The sequence below is a fragment of the Escherichia sp. WS3063 genome (genome assembly GCF_046486595.1).
Classification (GTDB): domain Bacteria; phylum Pseudomonadota; class Gammaproteobacteria; order Enterobacterales; family Enterobacteriaceae; genus Escherichia; species Escherichia coli.
In genome coordinates this window covers 203,825-230,310 of the sequence record NZ_JBJQKY010000005.1, presented here as the reverse complement: position 1 = coordinate 230,310, position 26,486 = coordinate 203,825, and the positions used below count along the sequence as shown (strand labels likewise).

Sequence of the window (26,486 nt, the reverse complement as noted above, 5' to 3'; positions counted from 1 at the left end):
CAACAAATGCTGGTTTTTTGAATGCATAACGACAAAGATCTCTCTACGTGGCAGACATTCCGCCGACTGTGGCCAACCATTGCGCCTTTTAAAGCGGGTCTGATCGTGGCGGGCGTAGCGTTAATCCTCAACGCAGCCAGCGATACCTTCATGTTATCGCTCCTTAAGCCACTTCTTGATGATGGCTTTGGTAAAACAGATCGCTCCGTGCTGGTGTGGATGCCGCTGGTGGTGATCGGGCTAATGATTTTACGTGGTATCACCAGCTATGTCTCCAGCTACTGTATCTCCTGGGTATCAGGAAAGGTGGTAATGACTATGCGTCGCCGCCTGTTTGGTCACATGATGGGAATGCCAGTTTCATTCTTTGACAAACAGTCAACGGGTACGCTGTTGTCACGTATCACCTACGATTCCGAACAGGTTGCTTCTTCTTCTTCCGGCGCACTGATTACTGTTGTGCGTGAAGGTGCGTCGATCATCGGCCTGTTCATCATGATGTTCTATTACAGTTGGCAACTGTCGATCATTTTGATTGTGCTGGCACCGATTGTTTCGATTGCGATTCGCGTTGTATCGAAGCGTTTTCGCAACATCAGTAAAAACATGCAGAACACCATGGGGCAGGTGACCACCAGCGCCGAACAAATGCTGAAGGGCCACAAAGAAGTATTGATTTTCGGTGGTCAGGAAGTGGAAACGAAACGCTTCGATAAAGTCAGTAACCGAATGCGTCTTCAGGGGATGAAAATGGTTTCAGCCTCTTCCATCTCTGATCCGATCATTCAGCTGATCGCCTCTTTGGCGCTGGCGTTTGTTCTGTATGCGGCGAGCTTCCCAAGTGTCATGGATAGCCTGACTGCCGGTACGATTACCGTTGTTTTCTCTTCAATGATTGCACTGATGCGTCCACTGAAATCGCTGACCAACGTTAACGCCCAGTTCCAGCGCGGTATGGCGGCTTGTCAGACGCTGTTTACCATTCTGGACAGTGAGCAGGAGAAAGACGAAGGTAAGCGCGTGCTCGAGCGTGCGACTGGCGACGTGGAATTCCGCAACGTCACCTTTACTTATCCGGGACGTGACGTACCCGCATTGCGTAACATCAACCTGAAAATTCCGGCAGGGAAGACGGTTGCTCTGGTTGGACGCTCTGGTTCAGGTAAATCAACCATCGCCAGCCTGATCACGCGTTTTTACGATATTGATGAAGGCGAAATCCTGATGGATGGTCACGATCTGCGCGAGTATACCCTGGCGTCGTTACGTAACCAGGTTGCTCTGGTGTCGCAGAATGTCCATCTGTTTAACGATACGGTTGCTAACAACATTGCTTACGCACGGACTGAACAGTACAGCCGTGAGCAAATTGAAGAAGCGGCGCGTATGGCCTACGCCATGGACTTCATCAATAAGATGGATAACGGTCTCGATACAGTGATTGGTGAAAACGGCGTGCTGCTCTCTGGCGGTCAGCGTCAGCGTATTGCTATCGCTCGAGCCTTGTTGCGTGATAGCCCGATTCTGATTCTGGACGAAGCTACCTCGGCGTTGGATACCGAATCCGAACGTGCGATTCAGGCGGCACTGGATGAGTTGCAGAAAAACCGTACCTCCCTGGTGATTGCCCACCGCTTGTCTACCATTGAAAAGGCAGACGAAATCGTGGTCGTCGAGGATGGTGTCATTGTGGAACGCGGTACGCATAACGATTTGCTTGAGCACCGTGGCGTTTACGCGCAACTTCACAAAATGCAGTTTGGCCAATGATCGAAAAAATCTGGTCTGGTGAATCCCCTTTGTGGCGGCTATTGCTGCCACTCTCCTGGTTGTATGGCCTGGTGAGTGGCGCGATCCGTCTTTGCTATAAACTAAAACTGAAGCGCGCCTGGCGTGCCCCCGTACCGGTTGTCGTGGTTGGTAATCTCACCGCAGGCGGCAACGGAAAAACCCCGGTCGTTGTCTGGCTGGTGGAACAGTTGCAACAGCGCGGTATTCGCGTGGGGGTCGTATCGCGGGGATATGGTGGTAAGGCTGAATCTTATCCGCTGTTATTGTCGGCAGATACCACCACAGCACAGGCGGGTGATGAACCTGTGTTGATTTATCAACGCACTGATGCGCCTGTTGCGGTTTCTCCCGTGCGTTCTGATGCGATAAAAGCCATTCTGGCGCAACACTCTGATGTGCAGATCATCGTAACCGACGACGGTTTACAGCATTACCGTCTGGCGCGTGATGTGGAAATTGTCGTTATTGATGGTGTGCGTCGCTTTGGCAATGGCTGGTGGTTGCCGGCGGGGCCAATGCGTGAGCGAGCGGGGCGCTTAAAGTCGGTTGATGCGGTAATCGTCAACGGTGGTGTCCCCCGCAGCGGTGAAATCCCCATGCATCTGCTGCCGGGTCAGGCGGTGAATTTACGTACCGGTACGCGTTGTGACGTTGCTCAGCTTGAACATGTGGTGGCGATGGCAGGGATTGGTCATCCGCCGCGCTTTTTTGCCACGCTGAAGATGTGTGGCGTACAACCGGAAAAATGTGTACCGCTGGCCGATCATCAGTCTTTGAATCATGCGGATGTCAGCGCGTTGGTAAGCGACGGGCAAACGCTGGTAATGACTGAAAAAGATGCGGTGAAATGCCGGGCCTTTGCAGATGAAAATTGGTGGTATTTGCCTGTTGACGCACAGCTTTCAGGTGATGAACCAGCGAAACTGCTTGCGCAACTAACCTCGCTGGCTTCTGGCAACTAGTTACGCCGCGGCAGCGTTCGATTGATGGAGTCATGAATGTCGCTGCCGCACCTCTCCCTTGCTGATGCGCGTAATCTTCACCTTGCCGCGCAAGGCCTGTTAAACAAACCCCGCCGTCGAGCATCGTTGGAGGATATTCCGGCAACGATCTCCCGCATGTCCTTGCTGCAAATCGATACCATCAATATTGTTGCCCGTAGCCCATATCTGGTGCTTTTCAGTCGTCTGGGAAATTATCCTGCCCAGTGGCTGGATGAGTCTCTGGCGCGTGGCGAATTAATGGAATACTGGGCGCATGAAGCCTGTTTTATGCCACGTAGCGATTTTCGTCTTATTCGCCACCGCATGCTGGCACCTGAAAAAATGGGCTGGAAATATAAAGACGCCTGGATGCAGGAACATGAGGCGGAAATTGCACATTTAATTCAGCATATTCATGATAAGGGGCCGGTACGTTCAGCCGATTTCGAGCATTCTCGTAAAGGTGCAAGCGGCTGGTGGGAATGGAAGCCGCATAAACGGCATCTGGAAGGTTTATTTACAGCCGGGAAAGTGATGGTGATTGAACGGCGCAACTTCCAGCGCGTTTATGATTTAACCCACCGTGTCATGCCTGACTGGGATGATGAGCGCGATCTCGTTTCGCAAACAGAAGCAGAAATCATCATGCTGGATAACAGTGCGCGTAGCCTGGGCATATTCCGCGAACAGTGGCTGGCAGATTACTATCGGCTGAAACGTCCGGCACTGGCGGCTTGGCGCGAAGCGAGGGCTGAACAGCAGCAAATCATTGCTGTGCATGTTGAAAAATTGGGCAATCTTTGGCTGCATGCTGATTTGCTGCCGCTACTCGAGCGTGCGCTCGCCGGAAAGCTCACTGCAACGCACAGCGCGGTACTTTCGCCTTTTGATCCTGTTGTCTGGGATCGCAAACGCGCAGAGCAGCTTTTTGATTTTAGCTACCGGCTGGAGTGCTATACCCCAGCGCCGAAACGCCAGTATGGCTATTTTGTTCTGCCGTTATTACATCGTGGGCAATTAGTTGGGCGAATGGATGCCAAAATGCATCGCCAGACAGGCATCCTTGAAGTTATCTCTCTGTGGTTACAGGAAGGCATTAAACCAACGACAACGTTGCAAAAAGGGTTACGTCAGGCGATTACTGATTTCGCTAACTGGCAGCAGGCAACGCGGGTGACATTAGGACGCTGCCCGCAAGGCCTCTTTACTGATTGCCGCACCGGCTGGGAAATAGACCCCGTCGCATAAATGATTATGATAAGATTTATGCATTCATAACCCGATCCATCTGGAGGAACTATGGATCATCGTCTGCTTGAAATCATTGCCTGCCCGGTTTGCAACGGAAAACTTTGGTATAACCAGGAAAAACAAGAACTTATTTGCAAACTGGACAACCTGGCTTTCCCGCTGCGCGATGGCATTCCAGTGTTGCTGGAAACGGAAGCCCGCGTGCTGACTGCTGATGAGAGTAAATCATGAGTTTTGTGGTCATTATTCCCGCGCGCTACGCGTCCACGCGTCTGCCCGGTAAACCATTGGTTGATATTAACGGCAAACCCATGATTGTTCATGTTCTTGAACGCGCGCGCGAATCAGGTGCCGAGCGCATCATCGTGGCAACCGATCATGAGGATGTTGCCCGCGCTGTTGAAGCCGCTGGCGGTGAAGTATGTATGACGCGCGCCGATCATCAGTCAGGAACAGAACGTCTGGCGGAAGTTGTCGAAAAATGCGCATTCAGCGACGACACGGTGATCGTTAATGTGCAGGGGGATGAACCGATGATCCCTGCGACAATCATTCGTCAGGTTGCTGATAATCTCGCCCAGCGTCAGGTGGGTATGGCGACTCTGGCGGTGCCAATCCACAATGCGGAGGAAGCGTTTAACCCGAATGCGGTGAAAGTGGTCCTCGACGCTGAAGGGTATGCACTGTACTTCTCTCGCGCCACCATTCCTTGGGATCGTGATCGTTTTGCAAAAGGCCTTGAAACCGTTGGCGATAACTTCCTGCGTCATCTTGGTATTTATGGCTACCGTGCAGGCTTTATCCGTCGTTACGTCAACTGGCAGCCAAGTCCGTTAGAACACATCGAAATGTTAGAGCAGCTTCGTGTTCTGTGGTACGGCGAAAAAATCCATGTTGCTGTCGCCCAGGAAGTTCCTGGCACAGGTGTGGATACCCCTGAAGATCTCGAGCGCGTTCGCGCTGAAATGCGCTAATTTCACTTCACGACACTCCAGCCAATTTTGGGAGGAGTGTCGTACCGTTACGATTTTCCTCAATTTTTCTTTTCAACAATTGATCTCATTCAGGTGACATCTTTTATATTGGCGCTCATTATGAAAGCAGTAGCTTTTATGAGGGTAATCTGAATGGAACAGCTGCGTGCCGAATTAAGCCATTTACTGGGCGAAAAACTCAGTCGTATTGAGTGCGTCAATGAAAAAGCGGATACGGCGTTGTGGGCTTTGTATGACAGCCAGGGAAACCCAATGCCGTTAATGGCAAGAAGCTTTAGTACGCCCGGAAAAGCCCGACAACTGGCATGGAAAACCACCATGCTGGCAAGAAGTGGGACTGTCCGTATGCCGACTATTTATGGTGTGATGACGCATGAAGAACACCCCGGCCCCGATGTCCTGCTACTGGAGCGGATGCGTGGTGTTTCGGTGGAGGCACCAGCCCGAACACCAGAACGCTGGGAACAGCTCAAAGACCAAATCGTTGAAGCCTTACTGGCCTGGCACCGTCAGGACAGTCGCGGTTGCGTCGGCGCGGTCGACAATACTCAGGAAAATTTCTGGCCCTCATGGTACCGGCAACATGTTGAAGTGCTATGGACCACGCTCAATCAGTTCAATAACACCGGTCTGACGATGCAGGATAAGCGGATCCTGTTTCGCACTCGCGAATGTCTCCCGGCATTATTTGAAGGCTTTAACGACAATTGTGTACTGATTCACGGTAACTTCTGTTTACGCAGCATGCTGAAAGATTCGCGCAGCGATCAGTTACTGGCGATGGTCGGACCGGGACTAATGCTTTGGGCACCGCGAGAATACGAACTGTTCCGACTAATGGATAATTCTCTGGCGGAAGATTTGCTCTGGAGTTATCTGCAACGCGCGCCAGTGGCGGAGTCGTTCATCTGGCGGCGTTGGTTGTATGTGTTATGGGATGAAGTTGCGCAACTGGTCAACACCGGACGATTTAGTCGGCGTAACTTCGATCTGGCATCAAAATCACTCTTGCCGTGGCTCGCCTGACGAACCTTTCAGCCATTGCCAGATCCGGCCAAGCGTTTCATAGCCAACGCGGTCGCTATGCATCAACCAAACCGGAGAAGGGATTGCCCGTTCCCACGGATTAAGCGGCGAGTCGATGGCCAACTGATTCGCCGGGGCTGGTAGCGGATTTAACCCTTCCTGCTGAAAAAAGATCATCGCCCGCGGCAGATGTGATGCGGAGGTCACCAGCAGGAAAGGTGCGTCACCAATCGCCTGTTTCACTGCTGCAGCTTCTTCTTCGGTATCTTTTGGCAAATCCAGGGTGATAATTTGCTCGCGCGGTACGCCCAGCGATTGCGCAACTCTGGCACCTACTTCCGCTGTACTCACCGTATTGGTTTTTGCTACGCCTCCCGTGAAGATCAGTTTTGATCCCGGATTTTCGCGCCATAAGCGAATACCTTCATTCAGGCGTGGCAGACTGTTATTGATTAAATTCGAACTCGGTGCCCACTGTGGGTTCCAGGTATAACCGCCTCCGAGCACCACGATATAGTCCACTTTTTGCGAATTATTCCATGTCGGATAGGTGCTTTCGATGGGACGCAGCAGGCGGTCGGCTACCGGTTGCAAACTCAATAACAAGAGCGCCAGCCACCCAATGCTAATAAAAATCTTCCCGGTTTTTTGAAAACGGCTAAACCACAGCAGCGCCAGGCCAGCGCCAATAATCAACAACATCAGCGGAAGTGGCAGCAACATATTGCCAATCACTTTTTTCAGTGTAAAAAGCATCCTTTCTGGTTCCTTTTTTAACCATATAGCAAGGGATCGCCAGCGATATTACACCAGACGGGTTCATTCTCGCCGTGGCTGTGACAAAATAGCGTCTTTATCAGAAAACGTCTTAGCCAACCGGTGGAGAAAGCAATGCAGGATCGCAATTTTGATGATATTGCGGAAAAGTTTTCCCGTAACATTTACGGCACCACCAAAGGGCAGCTTCGACAGGCTATTCTGTGGCAGGATCTCGATCGCGTGCTGGCGGAAATGGGCCCGCAAAAACTGCGTGTGCTGGATGCTGGCGGTGGAGAAGGGCAGACCGCAATCAAAATGGCTGAGCGCGGGCATCAGGTCATTTTATGCGATCTTTCTGCGCAGATGATCGACCGCGCAAAACAGGCGGCAGAAGCAAAAGGTGTGAGCGACAACATGCAATTTATACATTGCGCCGCTCAGGATGTTGCTTCGCATTTGGAAACGCCCGTTGATCTGATATTGTTCCATGCGGTGCTCGAGTGGGTGGCCGATCCCCGCAGCGTATTACAGACCCTGTGGTCAGTGTTGCGTCCAGGCGGTGTGTTGTCGTTAATGTTCTACAATGCGCACGGCTTGCTGATGCATAACATGGTCGCCGGGAATTTTGATTACGTGCAGGCGGGAATGCCGAAAAAGAAAAAACGGACGCTTTCGCCAGATTATCCACGCGACCCGGCGCAGGTTTATCTGTGGCTGGAAGAAGCTGGTTGGCAAATTATGGGTAAGACAGGCGTTCGTGTGTTTCATGATTATCTGCGCGAGAAGCACCAGCAGCGCGACTGCTATGAAGCATTACTTGAATTAGAAACGCGTTATTGCCGTCAGGAACCGTATATTACCCTGGGGCGTTATATTCATGTCACCGCGCGCAAACCGCAGAGCAAGGATAAAGTATGAGTGAATTTTCCCAGACAGTCCCCGAACTGGTTGCCTGGGCCAGAAAAAATGACTTCTCCATCTCGCTGCCGGTAGACCGACTCTCTTTTCTGCTGGCGGTTGCCACGCTGAACGGCGAGCGTCTGGATGGTGAGATGAGTGAAGGCGAGCTGGTGGATGCATTCCGCCATGTGAGTGATGCGTTTGAGCAAACCAGCGAAACCATCGGCGTGCGCGCCAACAACGCGATCAACGACATGGTGCGTCAACGTCTGCTGAACCGCTTTACCAGCGAGCAGGCGGAAGGGAACGCAATTTACCGTCTGACGCCGCTCGGCATCGGCATTACTGACTACTACATCCGTCAGCGCGAGTTTTCTACGCTGCGCCTTTCTATGCAGTTGTCGATTGTGGCGGGTGAGCTCAAACGCGCGGCAGATGCCGCCGAAGAGGGCGGTGATGAATTTCACTGGCACCGTAATGTTTATGCGCCACTGAAATATTCGGTAGCAGAAATTTTCGACAGTATCGACCTGACGCAACGTCTGATGGACGAACAGCAGCAGCAGGTGAAGGACGATATCGCCCAGTTGCTGAACAAAGACTGGCGGGCGGCGATCTCCAGCTGTGAATTGTTGCTTTCGGAAACTTCCGGAACGCTGCGTGAATTGCAGGATACGCTGGAAGCGGCAGGCGACAAATTGCAGGCTAATCTGTTGCGCATTCAGGATGCGACGATGACCCATGACGATCTGCATTTTGTCGATCGTCTGGTGTTCGATCTGCAGAGCAAACTTGACCGTATTATCAGCTGGGGCCAGCAATCCATCGACTTGTGGATTGGCTACGACCGCCACGTACACAAATTTATTCGTACTGCGATCGATATGGATAAAAACCGCGTCTTTGCTCAGCGGTTACGTCAGTCGGTACAAACCTATTTTGATGAGCCGTGGGCGCTAACTTATGCCAATGCCGATCGTCTGCTGGATATGCGTGACGAAGAGATGGTACTGCGCGATGAAGAAGTGACTGGGGAACTTCCTGAGGATCTGGAGTACGAAGAGTTTAACGAGATCCGCGAACAGCTGGCGGCGATCATCGAAGAACAACTTGCCGTGTACAAAACCAGACAAGTGCCGCTGGATCTTGGTCTGGTGGTACGCGAATATCTGTCACAGTATCCGCGTGCACGTCACTTTGACGTTGCGCGCATTGTTATTGATCAGGCGGTACGTCTTGGCGTAGCGCAAGCAGATTTCACCGGACTGCCAGCGAAATGGCAGCCGATTAATGATTACGGAGCCAAGGTACAGGCGCATGTCATCGACAAATATTGAACAAGTGATGCCGGTTAAGCTGGCGCAGGCGCTGGCGAATCCGTTATTTCCGGCGCTGGATAGCGCCTTACGTTCAGGCCGCCATATTGGCCTCGACGAACTGGATAATCATGCATTCCTGATGGATTTTCAGGAATATCTGGAAGAGTTTTACGCGCGTTATAACGTTGAGCTTATTCGCGCACCGGAGGGGTTCTTCTATTTACGCCCACGTTCCACCACTCTGATCCCTCGTTCCGTTTTGTCGGAACTGGATATGATGGTCGGGAAAATCCTCTGTTATCTTTATCTCAGCCCGGAGCGGCTGGCGAATGAGGGGATTTTCACCCAGCAGGAACTGTACGATGAACTGCTCACCCTGGCCGATGAAGCGAAACTGCTGAAACTGGTGAACAACCGTTCAACCGGTTCAGACGTTGACCGGCAGAAGTTGCAGGAGAAAGTACGTTCTTCGCTCAACCGTCTGCGTCGTTTGGGTATGGTGTGGTTTATGGGCCACGACAGCAGCAAGTTCCGCATTACCGAATCGGTGTTCCGCTTCGGAGCCGATGTGCGTGCTGGCGACGATCCCCGTGAAGCACAGCGTCGCCTGATTCGTGATGGTGAAGCAATGCCGATTGAAAATCATCTGCAACTCAACGATGAAACCGAAGAGAGTCAGCCAGATAGCGGAGAGGAAGAATAATGATTGAACGCGGTAAATTTCGCTCACTGACGCTGATTAACTGGAACGGCTTTTTTGCCCGAACTTTTGACCTTGACGAGCTGGTCACGACGCTTTCTGGCGGTAACGGGGCGGGTAAATCCACCACCATGGCGGCGTTCGTTACGGCGCTTATCCCCGACCTGACCCTGCTGCATTTCCGTAACACTACGGAAGCCGGGGCCACCAGCGGTTCGCGCGATAAAGGTCTGCACGGTAAGCTGAAAGCGGGTGTCTGTTATTCGATGCTCGACACCATTAACTCGCGCCACCAGCGCGTGGTGGTCGGTGTGCGTCTGCAACAGGTTGCCGGACGCGATCGTAAAGTGGATATCAAACCATTTGCCATTCAGGGACTGCCGATGTCGGTGCAGCCGACACAGCTGGTGACCGAAACCCTGAGCGAACGTCAGGCGCGCGTGCTGCCGCTTAACGAGCTGAAAGACAAGCTCGAGGCGATGGAAGGCGTGCAGTTTAAACAGTTCAACTCCATTACCGATTACCACTCGCTGATGTTCGATCTGGGCATCATCGCGCGTCGTCTGCGCTCAGCGTCTGACCGTAGTAAATTCTATCGTCTGATCGAAGCTTCGCTGTACGGCGGGATCTCCAGCGCCATTACGCGCTCTCTGCGCGACTACCTGTTGCCGGAAAACAGCGGCGTGCGGAAAGCGTTCCAGGACATGGAAGCGGCGCTGCGCGAAAACCGCATGACGCTGGAAGCGATTCGTGTCACCCAGTCGGACCGCGACCTGTTTAAGCATCTGATTAGCGAAGCCACCAACTACGTGGCGGCGGACTACATGCGTCACGCCAACGAGCGCCGTGTCCATCTCGACAAAGCCCTGGAGTTTCGTCGCGAGCTACACACTTCGCGTCAGCAACTGGCGGCTGAGCAGTACAAACACGTCGATATGGCGCGTGAGCTGGCAGAGCACAACGGTGCCGAAGGCGATCTGGAAGCAGATTATCAGGCGGCCAGCGATCACCTGAACCTGGTGCAAACCGCACTGCGTCAGCAGGAGAAGATCGAACGTTACGAAGCGGATCTCGATGAGCTGCAGATCCGTCTGGAAGAGCAAAACGAAGTGGTGGCAGAAGCCATCGAACGCCAGGAAGAGAATGAGGCTCGTGCGGAAGCTGCCGAACTGGAAGTGGACGAGCTGAAAAGCCAGCTTGCTGACTACCAGCAGGCGCTGGACGTCCAGCAAACGCGCGCGATCCAGTATAACCAAGCGATTGCTGCGCTTAATCGTGCCAAAGAACTGTGCCATCTGCCGGACTTAACCGCCGACAGCGCCGCCGAATGGCTGGAAACCTTCCAGGCGAAAGAGCTGGAAGCGACTGAAAAAATGCTCTCTCTTGAGCAGAAAATGAGCATGGCGCAAACCGCGCACAGCCAGTTTGAGCAGGCTTATCAGCTGGTGGTGGCAATCAACGGCCCGCTGGCGCGTAACGAGGCGTGGGATGTCGCTCGCGAACTGCTGCGCGAAGGGGTCGATCAGCGTCACCTGGCAGAGCAGGTTCAGCCGTTGCGGATGCGCTTAAGCGAACTGGAACAGCGTCTGCGTGAGCAGCAAGAAGCTGAGCGTCTGCTGGCAGATTTCTGCAAACGTCAGGGCAAGAATTTTGATATTGATGAACTGGAAGCTCTGCATCAGGAGCTGGAAGCACGCATTGCCTCTCTTTCCGATAGCGTCTCTAACGCCCGAGAAGTGCGGATGGCACTGCGCCAGGAGCAGGAACAGCTGCAGTCTCGCATTCAGAGTTTGATGCAGCGTGCGCCGGTTTGGCTGGCTGCGCAAAACAGTCTCAACCAGTTGAGCGAACAGTGCGGCGAAGAGTTCTCCTCCAGCCAGGATGTCACCGAATATCTGCAACAGTTGCTGGAGCGTGAGCGCGAAGCCATTGTTGAACGCGATGAAGTAGGCGCGCGCAAAAACGCCGTCGATGAAGAGATCGAACGTTTAAGCCAGCCAGGTGGTTCTGAAGACCAGCGTTTGAATGCGCTGGCGGAGCGTTTTGGCGGCGTGCTGCTGTCAGAAATTTATGACGACGTTAGCCTGGAAGATGCGCCGTACTTCTCAGCGCTGTATGGCCCGTCACGCCACGCCATCGTGGTGCCAGATCTGTCACAGGTAACCGAACACCTGGAAGGCTTGACCGATTGCCCGGAAGATCTCTATCTGATCGAAGGGGATCCGCAGTCATTCGATGATAGCGTGTTCAGCGTTGATGAGCTGGAAAAAGCGGTGGTGGTGAAAATCGCCGATCGTCAGTGGCGTTATTCACGTTTCCCGGAAGTGCCGCTGTTTGGTCGTGCTGCGCGTGAAAGCCGTATTGAAAGCCTCCATGCCGAGCGTGAAGTGCTTTCCGAACGCTTCGCCACGCTCTCCTTTGATGTACAGAAAACCCAGCGTCTGCATCAGGCGTTCAGCCGCTTTATCGGCAGCCACCTGGCGGTGGCGTTTGAGTCTGATCCGGAAGCCGAAATCCGTCAACTGAACAGCCGTCGCGTCGAACTGGAGCGGGCGTTGAGTAATCATGAAAATGATAACCAGCAGCAGCGTATTCAGTTTGAGCAGGCGAAAGAGGGTGTTACGGCGCTGAACCGCATTCTGCCGCGTCTCAACTTGTTGGCTGATGACAGCCTGGCGGATCGCGTCGATGAAATCCGCGAACGTCTGGATGAAGCCCAGGAAGCCGCGCGTTTTGTTCAGCAGTTCGGTAATCAACTGGCGAAACTGGAACCGATCGTTTCGGTATTGCAGAGTGACCCGGAACAGTTCGAACAATTAAAAGAAGATTACGCGTACTCTCAGCAGATGCAGCGCGATGCCCGTCAGCAGGCGTTTGCCCTGACGGAAGTGGTGCAGCGTCGTGCGCACTTTAGCTACTCTGACTCGGCAGAAATGCTTAGCGGTAACAGCGATCTCAACGAAAAACTGCGTGAACGTCTGGAACAGGCGGAAGCGGAGCGTACCCGCGCGCGTGAAGCGTTGCGCGGACACGCAGCGCAGTTGAGTCAGTACAACCAGGTGCTGGCTTCGCTGAAAAGTTCTTACGACACCAAAAAAGAGCTACTCAACGATCTGCAACGTGAATTGCAGGATATCGGCGTGCGTGCTGATAGCGGGGCAGAAGAGCGGGCGCGTATTCGCCGTGACGAGTTGCACGCGCAACTGAGCAATAACCGTTCACGCCGCAATCAACTGGAAAAAGCGCTTACCTTCTGCGAAGCAGAGATGGACAACCTGACCCGCAAACTGCGCAAGCTGGAGCGGGATTACTTTGAGATGCGCGAGCAGGTAGTGACCGCGAAAGCGGGCTGGTGTGCAGTCATGCGCATGGTGAAAGATAACGGCGTTGAGCGCCGCTTACACCGTCGTGAGCTGGCTTATCTCTCCGCTGATGATTTGCGTTCCATGTCGGATAAGGCGTTAGGTGCGCTGCGTCTGGCGGTGGCGGATAACGAACATCTGCGCGACGTGCTGCGTATGTCGGAAGATCCAAAACGTCCGGAACGTAAAATTCAGTTCTTCGTGGCGGTTTATCAGCATCTGCGTGAACGTATTCGTCAGGATATTATTCGTACCGATGATCCGGTGGAAGCTATCGAACAGATGGAGATCGAACTTAGCCGTCTGACCGAAGAGTTAACCTCCCGCGAACAGAAACTGGCGATCAGTTCCCGCAGCGTGGCGAACATTATTCGCAAAACCATTCAGCGCGAGCAGAACCGTATCCGTATGCTCAACCAGGGCTTGCAGAGCGTATCGTTTGGCCAGGTGAACAGCGTGCGTCTCAACGTGAACGTGCGTGAAACGCACGCCATGCTGCTGGATGTGCTCTCTGAACAGCATGAGCAACATCAGGATCTGTTTAACAGCAACCGTCTGACCTTCTCAGAAGCGCTGGCGAAACTGTATCAGCGTCTTAATCCGCAGATTGATATGGGGCAACGCACGCCGCAGACCATTGGCGAAGAACTGCTGGATTACCGCAACTATCTGGAAATGGAAGTTGAGGTTAACCGTGGTTCTGATGGCTGGCTGCGCGCAGAATCTGGCGCTCTGTCGACCGGTGAGGCGATTGGTACCGGTATGTCGATTCTGGTGATGGTGGTACAAAGCTGGGAAGATGAATCTCGCCGCCTGCGCGGTAAAGATATCTCTCCTTGCCGCCTGCTGTTCCTCGATGAAGCAGCGCGACTGGATGCTCGTTCTATCGCCACGCTGTTTGAATTGTGTGAACGTTTGCAAATGCAGCTCATCATCGCAGCGCCGGAAAATATCAGTCCGGAAAAAGGCACCACCTATAAACTGGTGCGTAAAGTCTTCCAGAATACCGAACACGTTCACGTCGTCGGCCTGCGAGGATTTGCGCCGCAACTCCCTGAAACGCTTCCAGGAAGTGACGAAGCGCCTTCCCAGGCGAGTTAAAATGAAGGCGGCAGCAATGCCGCCTTTCCTTTTTCCGAAAACTCCGTTTCTGCACTAAAAAAGTGGCACATTACGGCGCGCTTTTCTTTAAACTTCTTTACATTAGGTTATGTAAAAACGTATCGGCGTTTATATACTGAAGATAAGCCTGATGAGTAACAGGCTTGCTCGTCATACTTTCGTGAGTATTGGCGTTGTACAGGCAAGTCGTAAAATAACAGCCTGGCTATTCAGAGTATGATAAAAACAGGGGGCAAGGGATGTTGCTTAATATGATGTGTGGTCGTCGGCTGTCGGCAATCAGTTTGTGCCTGGCCGTAACATTCGCTCCACTGTTCAATGCGCAGGCCGATGAGCCTGAAGTAATCCCTGGCGACAGCCCGGTGGCTGTCAGCGAACAGGGCGAGGCACTGCCGCAGGCGCAGGCCACGGCAATAATGGCGGGGATCCAGCCATTGCCTGAAGGTGCGGCAGAAAAAGCCCGCACGCAAATCGAATCTCAATTACCTGCAGGCTATAAGCCGGTTTATCTTAACCAGCTTCAACTGTTGTATGCCGCACGCGATATGCAACCCATGTGGGAAAACCGTGATGCTGTTAAAGCCTTCCAGCAACAGCTGGCAGAAGTGGCGATTGCCGGTTTCCAGCCGCAGTTTAATAAATGGGTAGAGTTACTGACCGATCCTGGTGTTAACGGGATGGCACGCGACGTGGTGCTCTCTGATGCGATGATGGGCTATCTCCATTTCATTGCAAATATTCCGGTCAAAGGCACTCGCTGGCTATATAGCAGTAAACCTTATGCGCTTTCAACGCCGCCGCTTTCGGTGATTAACCAATGGCAGCTGGCGCTGGATAAAGGTCAATTGCCGACGTTTGTTGCAGGTCTGGCACCGCAGCATCCGCAATATGCAGCGATGCATGAATCGTTACTGGCCTTACTCAGTGACACCAAACCGTGGCCCCAACTGACCGGCAAAGCAACGTTGCGCCCAGGGCAGTGGAGTAACGACGTACCGGCGTTGCGCGAAATATTGCAACGCACAGGCATGTTGGACGGGGGGCCGAAAATTACGCTACCTGGCGATGACACGCCAACTGACACGGTAGTCAGCCCATCCGCTGTTACTGTTGAAACAGCAGAAACTAAGCCGATGGACAAGCAAACGACGTCTCGTAGTAAACCTGCGCCTGCCGTTCGTGCCGCCTACGATAATGAACTGGTGGAAGCCGTTAAACGTTTTCAGGCATGGCAAGGATTGGGGGCAGATGGTGCTATTGGCCCGGCAACGCGTGACTGGTTAAACGTAACGCCCGCCCAGCGTGCTGGCGTGTTGGCACTCAACATCCAGCGATTGCGCTTGCTGCCAACAGAGCTTTCTACCGGGATCATGGTTAACATTCCAGCCTATTCGCTGGTCTACTATCAGAACGGCAATCAGGTGCTGGATTCGCGAGTCATTGTCGGTCGCCCCGATCGCAAAACGCCGATGATGAGCAGTGCACTTAACAACGTAGTGGTAAACCCGCCGTGGAACGTACCACCAACTCTGGCACGCAAAGATATTCTGCCGAAAGTGCGCAACGATCCGGGATATCTCGAAAGCCATGGCTATACGGTGATGCGCGGCTGGAACAGCAGAGAAGCGATTGACCCATGGCAGGTTGACTGGTCTACAATCACGGCCTCGAATTTACCGTTTCGCTTCCAGCAGGCTCCAGGCCCACGGAACTCGCTGGGGCGCTATAAATTCAATATGCCGAGTTCAGAGGCCATTTATTTGCATGACACGCCGAACCACAATCTGTTCAAGCGTGATACACGCGCATTGAGCTCAGGCTGTGTACGAGTGAATAAAGCTTCCGATCTGGCGAATATGCTGTTGCAGGATGCAGGATGGAATGACAAACGTATTTCTGATGCGCTGAAGCAGGGCGATACGCGTTACGTCAATATTCGGCAGTCGATTCCGGTGAATCTCTACTACCTGACGGCCTTTGTTGGTGCAGATGGTCGTACCCAGTATCGTACAGATATTTACAATTATGATCTGCCTGCGCGATCCAGCTCGCAAATCGTATCGAAAGCGGAACAATTAATCAGGTAAATGAAGTAGTTCGGGGAAATCAGTTGTCGTAATAATTAGCATGATCGGGGGCGATTCTCTGCAGCCCCCGTCACTGCTGGGGTTGAGTCATCTTGACGTCAGCTTTACTGACGGTTAAGGTGCCTCTTGTGCGCCAGAAGTGCATATAAACGATAACATTGACCTGTAGACTTGATTATCATGGACAAATTCGACGCTAATCGCCGCAAACTGCTGGCGCTTGGTGGCGTTGCACTCGGTGCCGCCATCCTGCCGACCCCGGCGTTTGCAACACTCTCTACCCCACGCCCGCGCATTTTGACACTCAATAATCTTCATACCGGAGAGTCAATCAAAGCGGAGTTTTTCGATGGCAGAGGCTATATTCAGGAAGAATTGGCAAAACTTAACCATTTTTTCCGCGATTACCGCGCGAACAAAATAAAGTCCATCGACCCAGGATTGTTCGATCAGTTGTATCGCCTGCAAGGGTTATTAGGTACCCGCAAACCGGTGCAACTCATTTCCGGTTATCGTTCCATTGATACCAACAATGAACTACGCGCCCGCAGCCGTGGAGTAGCGAAGAAAAGCTATCACACGAAAGGGCAGGCGATGGATTTCCATATTGAAGGTATCGCGTTAAGCAATATTCGCAAAGCCGCGTTATCTATGCGCGCAGGTGGTGTAGGATATTACCCACGTAGTAACTTTGTGCATATTGATACCGGGCCAGCACGGCACTGGTAGTAATCGCTTAACGAAACAGGGGCAGTATGAACTATCGTATTATTCCGGTCACCGCATTCTCCCAGAACTGTTCATTGATCTGGTGTGAACAAACCCGACTGGCCGCACTGGTCGATCCTGGCGGCGATGCGGAAAAAATCAAACAGGAAGTTGATGCCAGCGGCCTGACACTGATGCAGATCCTGCTGACTCATGGTCATCTGGACCACGTTGGCGCAGCGGCGGAACTGGCGCAACATTACGGCGTGCCGGTTTTTGGCCCGGAAAAAGAAGATGAGTTCTGGCTGCAAGGCTTGCCTGCGCAAAGTCGTATGTTTGGTCTGGAAGAGTGCCAGCCGCTGACGCCAGATCGTTGGCTGAACGAAGGCGATACCATCAGCATAGGGAATGTGACTTTACAGGTGTTACATTGCCCTGGGCATACGCCGGGTCATGTCGTGTTTTTTGATGAGCGGGCAAGGCTGCTGATTTCTGGCGACGTTATTTTCAAAGGCGGAGTAGGGCGCAGTGACTTTCCGCGTGGCGATCATAATCAACTGATTTCTTCAATCAAAGATAAATTGCTGCCCCTGGGGGATGACGTGACATTTATTCCGGGTCACGGACCATTATCAACTCTTGGTTACGAACGCCTGCATAATCCCTTCCTGCAAGACGAAATGCCCGTCTGGTAAAGACGTATAAAAAAGCCCGCTTTCACAGCGGGCTTCGTTTAACTAGCCTTTACAGCACGGCCACAATCGCTTCGCACAGCGGAGCCATGTTATCTGGCGTCATCCCGGCCACGTTCACACGACCAGAAGCCACTGCATACACGCCAAACTCTTCACGCAGACGCAGTACCTGTTCTTTCGTCAGGCCACTGAAGGAGAACATACCGTTCTGTTTGATGATAAAGCTGAAGTCGCGGTTTGCCCCTTTTTCCTGCAGCGTATTGACGAACAACTGACGCATACGCTGAATACGCTGGCGCATATCAGTCAGCTCTTGTTCCCAAATCGCACGTAACGCATCGTTGCTCAGGATGGTGGCAACAACAGAAGCGCCGTGTGCTGGTGGGTTAGAGTAGTTAGCGCGAATCGCCGCTTTCATTTGGCTGAATGCGCGATCAACGGTCTCACTGTCAGCAGCAACCAGAGTACAAGCGCCAACACGCTCGTTGTACAGGCCAAAGTTTTTAGAGTAGGAACTGGCAACAATCAGCTCTTTATGCATAGCAGCGAAAGCGCGCAGTCCTTCAGCATCTTCTTCCAGACCACGGGCAAAACCCTGGTAAGCGAAGTCAAACAGCGGTAACCAGCCTTTCTCAACGGAAAGTTGTGCCAGTGTCTGCCATTGTTCCAGCGTAGGGTCGATACCGGTTGGGTTATGGCAGCAGCCATGGAACAGCACTACGTCGCCAGCCTGAGCTTCGTTCAGGCTGTTAATCAGTGCATCGAAGTCAAGGGTGTGATTTTCCGCATCATAATAAGCGTATTCACGAACTTCCAGACCTGCAGAGTTAAAGACGCTCTTATGGTTCGGCCAGCTTGGGTTGCTCACCCACACACGCTTAACGCTGGTATTTTTTGCCAGGAAATCGGCAGCCACGCGTAGTGCGCCAGTGCCACCCGGAGTCTGTGCCGTGCGAGCACGTTTGTCATTGATCAGGGCGCTACCTTTACCAAACAGCAGTTCCTGAGTGCAGCGACCAAATTCAGGGATGCCGTCAATGCCGAGGTAATTTTTGGTGGTTTCATTTTCGAGCAAATACTGTTCAGCCTTTTTCACGCTGGTCAGTACCGGGGTTTTGCCCGTCTCATCTTTATAGACACCAATCCCGAGGTTAATTTTGCCGGGACGTTCATCGGCACGAAACAGATCGGCCAGGCCCAGAATCGGGTCGGCAGGAGCGGCGGTAATGTTCTCAAACATGACGAGGTTCCATTATGGTTACAGAAGGGAAGTCCGCTATCAGGGTAACGGGAGATTTACAAAATTCCAACTATTACTGATGAAAACGCAGGCTGTTTTTGCAAGACGTGAGATTGCTCTGGAAGGCATAAAAAAAACAGGACCAACGTCCTGTTTTTTCGGCATTTAACAAAGAGGTGTGCTATTAGAACTGGTAAACGATACCCACAGCAACGGTGTCGTCTGAACCTACGCCCAGTTTGTTGTCAGAATCGATCTGGTTGATGATGTAGTCAACATAGGTGGACATGTTTTTGTTGAAGTAGTAGGTTGCGCCCACTTCAAAGTAGTTCACCAGATCAACATCACCGATACCTTCTACGTCTTTCGCTTTAGATTTGGTGTAAGCGATGGACGGACGCAGACCGAAATCGAACTGGTATTGCGCAACTAACAGAACGTCTTGCGTTTTGTTGGCGAAGCCGCCTTCAATTGGCGTAGCGTTACGGGTTTCACCGTAGTTCGCTGCCAGGTAGATGTTGTTCGCGTCATACTTCAGACCAGTTGCCCACTGTTCAGCTTTTTTACCCTGACCGCGGAATTCGGCTTCCTGGGCGTCGGTACGGTCTGCTGCACCGTAAGCACCTACGATACCAAAGCCTTCGAATTCGTAGCTGATAGAGCCACCGACGCCGTCGCCGTTGGAACGCTCAGGAATACCAGCACGTTCGTTTTTGCCCAGGTACTGAACGGCAAAGTTCAGGCCGTCAACCAGACCGAAGAAGTTGGAGTTACGATAGGTAGCAACGCCGCCTACACGACCAACGAAGAAGTCATCGCTGTATGCCGTGTCACCGCCAAACTCAGGCAGCATATCGGTGTAACCCAGTGCGTCGTAAACCACACCGTAGTTACGACCGTAGTCGATAGAACCCGCATCAGCGAATTTCAGACCTGCGAATGCCAGACGAGTTTTGTTACCTTTCTGGGCATCAGCGCCTTCAGAGTTGTTACCCTGGAAGTTATATTCCCACTGACCGTAGCCGGTCAGATCGGAATTGATTTGTGTTTCCCCTTTAAAACCAAGACGGGCATAAGTTTTGTCGCCGTTTCCGCCGTAACTGTTTACACCATTGTCTTTAGAAAAATAATGCAGACCGACAGCTTTACCGTACAGATCTACTTTGTTGCCATCTTTGTTATAGATTTCTGCAGCGTTTGCAGTACCTGCTACTAACAGAGCAGGGACGATCACTGCCAGAATATTGCGCTTCATCATTATTTATTACCCTCATGGTTTTTTTATGACACCTGCCACTGCCGTCAATAAGTTCTGTCAATAAAAATTTACGGAACTATTGATGAGAGTTTGGTGTCTTTATGTGTCTGCAGGCATCTTTCCATTCAAACTAACGTTTCGCTACCGTGAAAGTGCTACAAAGATAAAGATTTGGTTTCAAAAAGAAAAAATATGTAACCAAAAGTAAAATTTAAGGAACTTTGTGAACACCGTCATATTTCCATAGAAGCGTGATGATATTTACAGCAATTTTTATCTATTTATATGATTTCCTTATATTTAAATTAACTAAAAGGAAATTTTGTTTCTGATGGAAACTTTATCGACCTGGCACTAAATCCTCGTTCAGACATCCAGAACGCCAAAAAATAGTATGAAAATTGTGCTATCAGCTAAGAAAAAACTAATCCGCAATAAGAATGCGGATTATTTTTTGTGCGCAAATGTTGCAGTGTAATATTTCGTAACAGGATGATCGTTATGGCGGGGTTGCAAATAGATTGCTTGACTTAACAAACAGATAACTTGACAGAAAGGATAAAAAAAGAGCCAGCGGGCACTGGCTCTTGAAGACGCTAAATTAGAAGCTGGCGTTACGCGGAGTACGTGGGAACGGAATCACATCACGCACGTTTTGCACACCAGTTACGTAAGCAATCAGGCGTTCAAAACCAAGACCGAAACCTGAATGCGGAACAGTACCGTAGCGACGCAGATCGCGATACCACCAGTAATCTTCTTTATTCAGGCCCATTTCCAGCATACGCTCGTCCAGCACGTCCAGACGTTCTTCACGCTGGGAGCCACCAATGATCTCACCGATGCCCGGAGCCAGAACGTCCATAGCCGCAACGGTTTTACCGTCTTCGTTAAGGCGCATATAGAACGCTTTAATATCTTTCGGATAGTTTTTAACCACTACCGGTGCTTTAAAGTGTTCTTCCGCCAGATAACGCTCATGCTCAGAAGAGAGATCAACGCCCCAGTAAACCGGGTTTTCAAACTTCCTGCCGCAGTTTTCGAGAATGGTCACTGCGTCGGTGTAATCCACCTGCGCAAAATCGGCTTCAATGAAGCGTTCCAGACGTGAAACGGCATCTTTATCTACGCGTTCAGCGAAGAATTTCATGTCGTCAGCGCGTTCTTCGAGAACCGCTTTGAAGACATATTTCAGCATGGCTTCAGCCAGACCCGCGATATCGTTCAGGTTAGCAAACGCCACTTCCGGCTCCAGCATCCAGAATTCCGCCAGGTGACGGCTGGTGTTGGAGTTTTCAGCACGGAAAGTCGGGCCGAAGGTATAAATTTTGGATAATGCGCAAGCGTAGGTTTCGCCGTTCAACTGGCCAGATACGGTCAGGAAAGACTCTTTACCAAAGAAGTCTTTGTCGAAATCCACTTTGCCCTGATCGTTACGCGGCAGGTTTTCCAGATCCAGCGTAGAAACGCGGAACATTTCGCCAGCCCCTTCGGTATCAGACGCAGTAATCAGTGGCGTTGAAACCCAGAAGAATCCCTGCTCGTTAAAGAAGCGATGCAGCGCCTGCGCCAGCGTATGGCGAACGCGCGCGACGGCACCAATCAGGTTTGTGCGCGGACGCAGGTGAGCGACTTCACGCAGATACTCAATGCTGTGGCGTTTTGCCGCCATCGGGTAAGTGTCTGGATCTTCAACCCAACCAGCAACTTCAACCTTGCTGGCCTGAATTTCAAATTGTTGCCCCTGGCCCGGCGACGCCACGACTTTACCCGTCACAATGACCGAGCAGCCGGTGGTCAGACGCAGGACGTCTTCATTGTAATTGGGCAGAGAATTATTGATGACAGCCTGTACAGGATCAAAGCAGGAACCGTCATAAACGGCGAGGAAGGAGATGCCAGCTTTTGAATCTCGGCGGGTACGTACCCATCCGCGCACGGTGACTTCGCTGTCAACGGCTACGCGGCCCTGGAGTACGTCGGCTACAGGCACAACGCTCATAATATTCTCTCTGTTAATAGTCGGAAAAAATAAACACTTGTCCACCCGTAAATGGGGGGATACCTATGTTACCTGGCATCTGCAATCAGACAAGCAGAATTCGCAAATGCAGCGAAAGATTTCGGAATTAAAGGTAAAAAAAGGGAGCCGATTAGCTCCCTGATGATATTAACTGGCTTTTTTAATATGCGGAAGGTCGAATGCTTTGCGCAGTGCCCGAACAAACGCTTTATCGTGGCAGATAGTTTTGCCAGGGCTGTCAGAAAGTTTCGCCACCGGTTTACCGTTACACTCAACCAACTTAATGACAATATTCAGGGGTTTTACCTGGGGGATATCGCAGGTCAGGCGAGTCCCAATACCAAAACTTAATTGCACGCGGGAAGAGAAATGGCGGTATAGCTCAACCGCTTTGCGTAAATCCAGATTGTCAGAGAAAACCAGCGTTTTACTCTGTGGATCAATTCCCAGCTTCTCATAATGTGCAATGGCTTTTTCACCCCATTCAACCGGGTCGCCAGAGTCATGACGCAGGCCCTGATAGCGACTGGCGAACTCGACACCGAAATCACGCAGGAAAGCATCCATAGTGATGCAGTCGGTTAATGCAATGCCAAGTTGGTCGGGATATTCTTCCAGCCAGGCAGCAAGTGCAGCTCGCTGGCTGTTGGCTAGATCCGGGCTGATTTGCTGATGCGCCTGGAACCATTCGTGTGCCTGTGTTCCCATCGGCGTGAGTGAAAGCCGGCGCGCCAGATCATAGTTGCTGGTGCCCACGAACCAGGATTCCTGTTGCAGACGCTTAACGATGGTTTCTTGTACTTCGCGAGAAAAACGGCGGCGGGTGCCAAAATCCATCAGATGGAAGCGCGACATATCAAGACCGGCGGTTAATGCCGAGAAGTCGACTAATTTGCTTTCCAGCGTGTCGAGGGCTTGCGCAACGTCGGTCTGCGGTGAGCGATAGCGATGTACCATTTCACTGATAACCGCCAGCAAAGGAACTTCCCAGAGGATGACTTCACGCCACGGGCCGCTTAAACGAATATCCAGCTTGCCATTATCGTTGGATACGGTGACTTGTTCCGGGTTAAAGCGGAACTCGCGTAACCAGTTAAGATAGTCGGCCTGAAAGAAAGGCAGGGCAGAGAGCCACTGATATTCATCATCCTGCAGGCGCAGGTGCTGCATCGCCTGAACCTGTTCACGAATAGCATCGGCATAAATACCCAGCAGATCGTCACCTCGGCAACGAAACTCCGCCGCGACATGCACATCGTAATAGTGATGAAACACGGCTTGCTGCATATGCAACTTATAAGCATCTGTATCCAGCAACGAGTGCAGAACAGGAGAAGCGAATTGTGTCATAGGTGCGCAGTAGCGTCCTCGTACAGGAGCGTTTAGTACAATAAACATCTTCAGGAACTGCTGGAGTATACCTTGTTTCGCAATTTATTGAACCCCGATCACACCATATGCCACCTTTCTGGTCGATGGCATTACGCGGTGTATGTTATAAAAATGTAGCAATAAAGGCGTTTGTACCTGAAAAGATGAAGATTCTGCATAGCGCGATTTACGCAACAGGAATAGACTGAACACCAGACTCTATAAAAGATGCTAAAGGTTATTTATGACTCAACAGCCACAAGCCAAATACCGTCACGATTATCGTGCGCCGGATTACCAGATTACTGATATTGACTTGACCTTTGACCTGGACGCGCAAAAGACGGTCGTTACCGCGGTCAGCCAGGCTGTCCGTCATGGTGCATCAGATGCTCCGCTTCGTCTTGATGGCGAAGATCTTAAACTGGTTTCTGTTCATATTAATGATGAGCCGTGGACCGCCTGGAAAGAAGAAGAGGGCGCACTGGTCATCAGTAATTTGCCGGAGCGTTTTACGCTTAAGATCGTTAATGAAATTAGCCCGGCGACGAATACCGCGCTGGAAGGGCTTTATCAGTCAGGCGATGCGCTTTGCACCCAGTGTGAAGCCGAAGGTTTCCGCCATATTACGTATTATCTCGACCGCCCGGACGTGCTGGCGCGTTTTACCACCAAAATTATTGCCGATAAAACCCAATATCCCTTCCTGCTTTCCAACGGTAACCGCGTTGCGCAAGGCGAACTGGAAAACGGACGTCACTGGGTACAGTGGCAGGACCCGTTCCCTAAACCGTGCTACCTGTTTGCGCTGGTGGCAGGCGACTTCGACGTGCTGCGCGACACCTTCACCACGCGTTCTGGTCGCGAAGTTGCGCTGGAGCTGTACGTCGATCGCGGCAACCTTGATCGTGCGCCGTGGGCGATGACCTCCCTGAAAAACTCCATGAAATGGGATGAAGAGCGCTTCGGCCTGGAGTATGACCTCGACATCTATATGATCGTCGCGGTGGATTTCTTCAATATGGGCGCAATGGAGAATAAGGGGCTGAATATCTTTAACTCCAAATATGTGCTGGCCCGCACCGATACCGCCACCGACAAAGATTACCTCGATATTGAACGCGTTATCGGCCATGAATATTTCCATAACTGGACCGGTAACCGAGTGACCTGCCGCGACTGGTTCCAGCTCAGCCTGAAAGAAGGTTTAACCGTCTTCCGCGATCAGGAGTTCAGCTCTGACCTTGGTTCTCGCGCGGTAAACCGTATCAACAACGTGCGCACCATGCGCGGATTGCAGTTTGCGGAAGACGCCAGCCCGATGGCGCACCCGATCCGCCCGGATATGGTCATTGAGATGAACAACTTCTACACCCTGACCGTTTACGAGAAGGGCGCGGAAGTGATTCGCATGATCCACACCCTGCTGGGCGAAGAAAACTTCCAGAAAGGGATGCAGCTCTATTTCGAGCGCCATGATGGCAGCGCGGCAACCTGCGACGACTTTGTTCAGGCGATGGAAGATGCGTCGAATGTCGATCTCTCTCATTTCCGCCGTTGGTACAGCCAGTCCGGTACGCCGGTTGTGACCGTCAAAGACGACTATAATCCGGAAACCGAGCAGTACACCCTGACCATCAGCCAGCGCACGCCAGCTACGCCGGATCAGGCAGAAAAACAACCGCTGCATATTCCGTTTGCAATCGAATTGTATGATAACGAAGGCAAAGTGATCCCGTTGCAGAAAGGCGGTCATCCGGTGAATTCCGTGCTAAACGTCACTCAGGCGGAACAGACCTTTGTCTTTGATAATGTCTACTTCCAGCCGGTGCCTGCGCTGCTGTGCGAATTCTCTGCGCCAGTGAAACTGGAATATAAGTGGAGCGATCAGCAACTGACCTTCCTGATGCGTCATGCGCGTAATGATTTCTCCCGTTGGGATGCGGCGCAAAGCCTGCTGGCAACCTACATCAAGCTAAACGTCGCCCGTCATCAGCAAGGGCAGCCGCTGTCTCTGCCGGTGCATGTGGCTGACGCTTTCCGCGCGGTGTTGCTCGATGAGAAGATTGATCCGGCGCTGGCGGCAGAAATCCTGACGCTGCCTTCTGTCAATGAAATGGCTGAACTGTTCGATATCATCGACCCGATTGCTATTGCCGAAGTACGCGAAGCACTCACTCGTACTCTGGCGACTGAACTGGCGGATGAGCTGCTGGCTATTTACAACGCGAATTACCAGAGCGAGTACCGTGTTGAGCATGAAGATATTGCAAAACGCACTCTGCGTAATGCCTGTCTGCGCTTCCTTGCTTTTGGTGAAACGCATCTGGCTGACGTGCTGGTGAGCAAGCAGTTCCACGAAGCGAACAATATGACCGATGCGCTGGCGGCGCTTTCTGCGGCGGTTGCCGCACAACTGCCATGCCGTGATGCGCTGATGCAGGAATACGACGATAAGTGGTATCTGGACGGTCTGGTGATGGATAAATGGTTTATCCTGCAAGCCACCAGCCCGGCGGCGAATGTGCTGGAGACGGTGCGCGGTCTGTTGCAGCATCGCTCATTTACCATGAGCAACCCGAACCGCATTCGTTCGTTGATTGGCGCGTTTGCGGGCAGCAACCCGGCAGCGTTCCATGCCGAAGATGGCAGCGGTTATCAGTTCCTTGTGGAAATGCTTACCGACCTCAACAGCCGTAACCCGCAGGTGGCATCGCGCCTGATTGAGCCGCTGATTCGCCTGAAACGTTACGATGCCAAACGTCAGGAGAAAATGCGCGCGGCGCTGGAGCAGTTGAAAGGGCTGGAAAATCTCTCTGGCGATCTGTACGAGAAGATCACCAAAGCACTGGCTTAATAAATAACCGAATGGCGGCAATAGCGCCGCCATTTGGAG

19 protein-coding genes are annotated in these 26,486 nt (G+C 52.0%); 14 read left to right on the top strand and 5 right to left on the bottom strand.

The window, feature by feature from the left end; all coding sequences use genetic code 11:
• Positions 1-21: 21 nt before the first annotated feature.
• The 6 genes from msbA to ACJHYW_RS07295 all read left to right on the top strand — a co-directional run bounded on the left by msbA (position 22) and on the right by ACJHYW_RS07295 (position 6,046).
• Complete coding sequence (gene msbA / locus ACJHYW_RS07320; protein ID WP_000551273.1) at positions 22-1,770, top strand: lipid A ABC transporter ATP-binding protein/permease MsbA; 1,749 nt, start codon at positions 22-24, stop codon at positions 1,768-1,770.
• Positions 1,767-2,753: a tetraacyldisaccharide 4'-kinase gene (gene lpxK, locus ACJHYW_RS07315; protein WP_061092637.1), complete on the top strand. Its 987-nt coding sequence runs from the start codon at positions 1,767-1,769 to the stop codon at positions 2,751-2,753. Before msbA ends, lpxK begins: the two co-directional genes overlap by 4 nt.
• Positions 2,754-2,789: 36 nt before the next feature.
• A complete protein-coding gene (gene ycaQ / locus ACJHYW_RS07310; RefSeq protein ID WP_061092638.1) occupies positions 2,790-4,022 on the top strand; it encodes a crosslink repair DNA glycosylase YcaQ in 1,233 nt (410 codons plus the stop codon).
• Between the two features lie 51 nt (positions 4,023-4,073).
• Entirely contained in the window at positions 4,074-4,256 is a 183-nt protein-coding gene (gene ycaR / locus ACJHYW_RS07305; RefSeq protein WP_000350058.1) for a protein YcaR, read from the top strand.
• Entirely contained in the window at positions 4,253-4,999 is a 747-nt protein-coding gene (gene kdsB / locus ACJHYW_RS07300; RefSeq protein WP_000011612.1) for a 3-deoxy-manno-octulosonate cytidylyltransferase, read from the top strand. Before ycaR ends, kdsB begins: the two co-directional genes overlap by 4 nt.
• 153 nt (positions 5,000-5,152) lie before the next feature.
• Positions 5,153-6,046, top strand: a complete 894-nt coding sequence (locus tag ACJHYW_RS07295) for a YcbJ family phosphotransferase (protein ID WP_000436922.1) — start codon at positions 5,153-5,155, stop codon at positions 6,044-6,046.
• On the opposite strand, the gene elyC is transcribed toward ACJHYW_RS07295, so the two are convergent.
• Positions 6,023-6,802: an envelope biogenesis factor ElyC gene (gene elyC / locus ACJHYW_RS07290; protein ID WP_000899600.1), complete on the bottom strand. Its 780-nt coding sequence runs from the start codon at positions 6,800-6,802 to the stop codon at positions 6,023-6,025. The two genes, ACJHYW_RS07295 and elyC, sit on opposite strands and share 24 nt — an antisense overlap.
• Before the next feature lie 135 nt (positions 6,803-6,937).
• On the opposite strand from elyC, the gene cmoM reads away from it, so the two are divergent.
• From cmoM to gloC, 7 genes are all read left to right on the top strand, one after another.
• A complete protein-coding gene (gene cmoM, locus ACJHYW_RS07285; protein ID WP_001298300.1) occupies positions 6,938-7,723 on the top strand; it encodes a tRNA uridine 5-oxyacetic acid(34) methyltransferase CmoM in 786 nt (261 codons plus the stop codon).
• The gene (mukF, locus tag ACJHYW_RS07280; protein WP_001288856.1) at positions 7,720-9,042 is read left to right on the top strand and encodes a chromosome partition protein MukF; all 1,323 of its coding nucleotides are present in this window, start codon (positions 7,720-7,722) and stop codon (positions 9,040-9,042) included. Before cmoM ends, mukF begins: the two co-directional genes overlap by 4 nt.
• Entirely contained in the window at positions 9,023-9,727 is a 705-nt protein-coding gene (gene mukE / locus ACJHYW_RS07275; RefSeq protein ID WP_001295931.1) for a chromosome partition protein MukE, read from the top strand. Before mukF ends, mukE begins: the two co-directional genes overlap by 20 nt.
• The gene (gene mukB / locus ACJHYW_RS07270; RefSeq protein ID WP_000572764.1) at positions 9,727-14,187 is read left to right on the top strand and encodes a chromosome partition protein MukB; all 4,461 of its coding nucleotides are present in this window, start codon (positions 9,727-9,729) and stop codon (positions 14,185-14,187) included. Before mukE ends, mukB begins: the two co-directional genes overlap by 1 nt.
• Positions 14,188-14,447: 260 nt before the next feature.
• A complete protein-coding gene (ldtD, locus tag ACJHYW_RS07265) occupies positions 14,448-16,295 on the top strand; it encodes a L,D-transpeptidase (protein WP_000926011.1) in 1,848 nt (615 codons plus the stop codon).
• Between the two features lie 180 nt (positions 16,296-16,475).
• Positions 16,476-17,024 carry a YcbK family protein gene (locus ACJHYW_RS07260; protein WP_001295932.1) on the top strand — a complete coding sequence of 183 codons (549 nt, stop codon included), beginning with the start codon at positions 16,476-16,478 and terminating at the stop codon, positions 17,022-17,024.
• Between the two features lie 26 nt (positions 17,025-17,050).
• Positions 17,051-17,698, top strand: a complete 648-nt coding sequence (gene gloC, locus ACJHYW_RS07255) for a hydroxyacylglutathione hydrolase GloC (RefSeq protein WP_001109455.1) — start codon at positions 17,051-17,053, stop codon at positions 17,696-17,698.
• Positions 17,699-17,747: 49 nt separating this feature from the next.
• Here gloC and aspC read toward each other — a convergent pair whose 3' ends face one another.
• From aspC to pncB, 4 genes are all read right to left on the bottom strand, one after another.
• On the bottom strand, positions 17,748-18,938 hold the full coding sequence (gene aspC / locus ACJHYW_RS07250; RefSeq protein WP_000462687.1) for an aspartate transaminase: 1,191 nt from the start codon (positions 18,936-18,938) through the stop codon (positions 17,748-17,750).
• A gap of 184 nt (positions 18,939-19,122) precedes the next feature.
• The gene (ompF, locus tag ACJHYW_RS07245; RefSeq protein ID WP_000977905.1) at positions 19,123-20,196 is read right to left on the bottom strand and encodes a porin OmpF; all 1,074 of its coding nucleotides are present in this window, start codon (positions 20,194-20,196) and stop codon (positions 19,123-19,125) included.
• 601 nt (positions 20,197-20,797) lie between these two features.
• Positions 20,798-22,198, bottom strand: a complete 1,401-nt coding sequence (asnS, locus tag ACJHYW_RS07240) for an asparagine--tRNA ligase (RefSeq protein WP_000117881.1) — start codon at positions 22,196-22,198, stop codon at positions 20,798-20,800.
• A 168-nt stretch (positions 22,199-22,366) separates the two neighbouring features.
• Positions 22,367-23,569: a nicotinate phosphoribosyltransferase gene (gene pncB, locus ACJHYW_RS07235; RefSeq protein ID WP_001330062.1), complete on the bottom strand. Its 1,203-nt coding sequence runs from the start codon at positions 23,567-23,569 to the stop codon at positions 22,367-22,369.
• A gap of 265 nt (positions 23,570-23,834) precedes the next feature.
• Here pncB and pepN point away from each other — a divergent pair, with 265 nt between their 5' ends.
• The gene (gene pepN / locus ACJHYW_RS07230; RefSeq protein WP_061092639.1) at positions 23,835-26,447 is read left to right on the top strand and encodes an aminopeptidase N; all 2,613 of its coding nucleotides are present in this window, start codon (positions 23,835-23,837) and stop codon (positions 26,445-26,447) included.
• Positions 26,448-26,486 lie beyond the last annotated feature (39 nt).

What these genes read in the sequence shown, in the direction of transcription:
- ycaR (WP_000350058.1), top strand. Translation starts at nt 4,074, where the DNA reads ATGGATCATCGTCTGCTTGAAATCATTGCCTGCCCGGTTTGCAACGGA.
- ycaQ (WP_061092638.1), top strand. Translation starts at nt 2,790, where the DNA reads ATGTCGCTGCCGCACCTCTCCCTTGCTGATGCGCGTAATCTTCACCTT.
- ACJHYW_RS07295 (WP_000436922.1), top strand. Translation starts at nt 5,153, where the DNA reads ATGGAACAGCTGCGTGCCGAATTAAGCCATTTACTGGGCGAAAAACTC.
- kdsB (WP_000011612.1), top strand. Translation starts at nt 4,253, where the DNA reads ATGAGTTTTGTGGTCATTATTCCCGCGCGCTACGCGTCCACGCGTCTG.
- ACJHYW_RS07260 (WP_001295932.1), top strand. Translation starts at nt 16,476, where the DNA reads ATGGACAAATTCGACGCTAATCGCCGCAAACTGCTGGCGCTTGGTGGC.
- ompF (WP_000977905.1), bottom strand. Translation starts at nt 20,196, where the DNA reads ATGATGAAGCGCAATATTCTGGCAGTGATCGTCCCTGCTCTGTTAGTA.
- asnS (WP_000117881.1), bottom strand. Translation starts at nt 22,198, where the DNA reads ATGAGCGTTGTGCCTGTAGCCGACGTACTCCAGGGCCGCGTAGCCGTT.
- mukE (WP_001295931.1), top strand. Translation starts at nt 9,023, where the DNA reads ATGTCATCGACAAATATTGAACAAGTGATGCCGGTTAAGCTGGCGCAG.
- gloC (WP_001109455.1), top strand. Translation starts at nt 17,051, where the DNA reads ATGAACTATCGTATTATTCCGGTCACCGCATTCTCCCAGAACTGTTCA.
- lpxK (WP_061092637.1), top strand. Translation starts at nt 1,767, where the DNA reads ATGATCGAAAAAATCTGGTCTGGTGAATCCCCTTTGTGGCGGCTATTG.
- elyC (WP_000899600.1), bottom strand. Translation starts at nt 6,802, where the DNA reads ATGCTTTTTACACTGAAAAAAGTGATTGGCAATATGTTGCTGCCACTT.
- cmoM (WP_001298300.1), top strand. Translation starts at nt 6,938, where the DNA reads ATGCAGGATCGCAATTTTGATGATATTGCGGAAAAGTTTTCCCGTAAC.
- ldtD (WP_000926011.1), top strand. Translation starts at nt 14,448, where the DNA reads ATGTTGCTTAATATGATGTGTGGTCGTCGGCTGTCGGCAATCAGTTTG.
- mukB (WP_000572764.1), top strand. Translation starts at nt 9,727, where the DNA reads ATGATTGAACGCGGTAAATTTCGCTCACTGACGCTGATTAACTGGAAC.
- pncB (WP_001330062.1), bottom strand. Translation starts at nt 23,569, where the DNA reads ATGACACAATTCGCTTCTCCTGTTCTGCACTCGTTGCTGGATACAGAT.
- msbA (WP_000551273.1), top strand. Translation starts at nt 22, where the DNA reads ATGCATAACGACAAAGATCTCTCTACGTGGCAGACATTCCGCCGACTG.
- aspC (WP_000462687.1), bottom strand. Translation starts at nt 18,938, where the DNA reads ATGTTTGAGAACATTACCGCCGCTCCTGCCGACCCGATTCTGGGCCTG.
- mukF (WP_001288856.1), top strand. Translation starts at nt 7,720, where the DNA reads ATGAGTGAATTTTCCCAGACAGTCCCCGAACTGGTTGCCTGGGCCAGA.
- pepN (WP_061092639.1), top strand. Translation starts at nt 23,835, where the DNA reads ATGACTCAACAGCCACAAGCCAAATACCGTCACGATTATCGTGCGCCG.